Here is a 2,383-nt window from a genome sequence, read left to right on the forward strand (position 1 = left end):
TGGCGACGAGATGCTTGTTGGCGATGCCGAGGTCGCGCAGCCGGACGCCGGCGTCGATCTCGGCGCCGATCCCGGCGAGGATCTCCCGCGCTTCGCGCTGCATCCGGCCGACGTCGATCAGCCCGCGGCGCGTCTTCGGCGCATGGCCGATGAAGATGTTCTCGGCGACCGAAAGCTCGTCGAAGAGCACGGTCTCCTGGTGGATGGCGGTGATGCCGGCCCTGGAGGCATGATGCGCGGTCGGGAAGCTGACGGCCTTGCCGTCCATGCGGATGCTGCCGCCGTCGGGCTGATAGATCCCGGTGAGGATCTTCACCATGGTGGACTTGCCCGCCCCGTTCTCGCCCACGAGCGCTGTGACCTGACCGGGATAGAGGCGGAGATCGACCTCCGACAGCGCCCGGACGCCCGGAAACGTCTTGCTGACGCCCGCGAGCTCGAGGATCGCGGCCGCCGCGCGCGCGGGATCCGGCTGCGGCAGGGCGACGGCATCGTCGAAACCGGAAAGCATGCGCGCCCCCAAGCGGTCGAGATCTGGCAGGATGGTTGCAGGGGGCGGCGACGGGTGCGGTCCCGCCGCCAGCCCGGGAATTGGCGCCGGATCTAGAAGATCGACTTGAACTCCTCGATGTTGGAGGCGTCGTAGACGAAGGGATCGGCCATCGCCCCGGCATTGGTGTCGTCCAGCGTCACCTCGCCCATGCGGCCCATGGGGATGCTCGCCCCCGGCTCCGCCGTCGCCTGATCGGTCGCGAGGTTGTAGGCGATCATGGTCGCGGCATAGCCGAGGTCGATCGGGTTCCAGATCGCGAAGGACTTGGACGCGCCGCTCTCCACGGCCCCCGCCATTTCCGACGGCAGGCCGAGGCCGGTGACATTGATCTCGCCGACCCTGCCGGCGTCCTCGACCGCCTGGGCGGCGGCGACGATGCCGACCGAGGTCGGGGCGATGATCGCCTTGAGATCGGGGTAGGACGCCATGAGCCCCTGGGCCTCGCGGTAGGACTTGTCGGCGAGATCGTCGCCGTAGACCGTCGCGACCACGTTGATGCCCGGATAGTCCGGCAGGACCTTGTTCATCTCCTCGATCCAGGTGTTCTGGTTCGTGGCGGTCGCCGATGCCGAGAGCACGGCGACATCGCCGCCATCGGGCAGGTTGTCGGCGGCGAGCTTGATGATCATGTTGCCGATCAGCGGGTTCGAGGACGGGTTGAGATGCATCTCCCGGCCCTCCGGCGCCACGCCCGAATCCCAGGAGATCACGGTGATGCCCCGGTCCATCGCCTTCTTCAGTGCCGGCACCAGCGCGTCCTGGTCATTGGCCGAGATGGCGATGGCATCGACCTTCTGGGCGATCAGCGCATTGATGACCTCGATCTGGCCTTCGGCCGTGGTGTCGGTCGGGCCGGTGTAGATGATCTCGACATCGCCGAGTTCGGCGGCCGCCTCTTCCGCGCCCTTCGCCGCGGCCTCGAAGAAGCCGATGCCGAGGGCCTTGACGACCAGCGCGATGCGCTTGTCCTGCGCCGCAGCGGGGCTCGCGATCAGCGCGGCCCCGATCGAGGCCGTGACCAGCAGTCTCTTCAGCATGCTCATGAATTTCCTCCCTTGAGCCAGATCCTTGCCTTGTCCCCCGGCCGCTCAACCGACGGAGGTATCGTCCTGTCGTCGCGATCCGCTCTCGCCGGCCACGACGACCGTCACGCCCGCCGATTCCAGCATGCGCAGGGTCCTGTCGGTCACGCCCTCGTCGGTGATGACGGTGGTGATCCGTTCCAAAGGGCAGAGCACCAGGCTCGATCGCGCCTCGAACTTCGAGGAATCGACCATGACCACCAGTTCGTCCGCCTGACCGATCAGCTTCGATTCGGTTTGGATCAGCAGCGGATCGGCCTCCATCAGGCCGATCGGCCCGAGCCCCTGGGCGCCCATGAACATCCGCCGGGCATAGAAATTGCGCGTCACGTCGTTCTCGAAGGGCGACAGGACGATGTTCTGCTCGCGATAGACCACGCCGCCCGACAGGAGCACGGTGTTCTTGGAATGCTTCAGCAGATGCTCGGCGATCGGAAAGGAATTGGTGAACACCTGCATGCGCCGGTTCACCAGCGGATGCACCATCTGGAACGTGGTCGTGCCGCCGTTGATGATGATCGAATCGCCGTCCTGGCAGAGCGCGACGGCCGCCCGGGCGATGGCGCGCTTCTGGCTGAGCGCCCGCGTCTCGTTGACGCTGAACGGCCGGCCGGCGAGGCCGCTGAACTGCGGCGGGCTGATGGATTCGGCGCCGCCCCGCACGCGGCGGAGCTTCTTCTGCAGATGCAGGGCCGCGACATCGCGCCGGATCGTCGCCTCCGAGGCCCCGGTGAGTTCGAGCATCTCC

General features: G+C 67.1%; 3 protein-coding genes. All 3 read right to left on the reverse strand.

The features are described 5' to 3' along the window. The coding region (locus tag V7050_RS20415) for an ATP-binding cassette domain-containing protein (protein ID WP_324411198.1) at positions 1–511 on the reverse strand (511 nt) is incomplete at its 3' end. 92 nt (positions 512–603) lie between these two features. Further along, complete coding sequence (rhaS, locus tag V7050_RS20420) at positions 604–1,596, reverse strand: rhamnose ABC transporter substrate-binding protein (RefSeq protein ID WP_324366253.1); 993 nt, start codon at positions 1,594–1,596, stop codon at positions 604–606. Between the two features lie 45 nt (positions 1,597–1,641). After that, a partial coding sequence (locus V7050_RS20425; RefSeq protein WP_324411200.1) for a DeoR/GlpR family DNA-binding transcription regulator occupies positions 1,642–2,383 on the reverse strand: 742 nt, incomplete at its 5' end.

Source organism: Amaricoccus sp. (genome assembly GCF_036846665.1).
In the GTDB taxonomy this organism is placed as follows: domain Bacteria; phylum Pseudomonadota; class Alphaproteobacteria; order Rhodobacterales; family Rhodobacteraceae; genus Amaricoccus.

Bases quoted from the DNA above. Each gene is read 5' to 3' on its own strand.
- rhaS (WP_324366253.1), bottom strand. From the start codon at position 1,596: ATGAGCATGCTGAAGAGACTGCTGGTCACGGCCTCGATCGGGGCCGCG.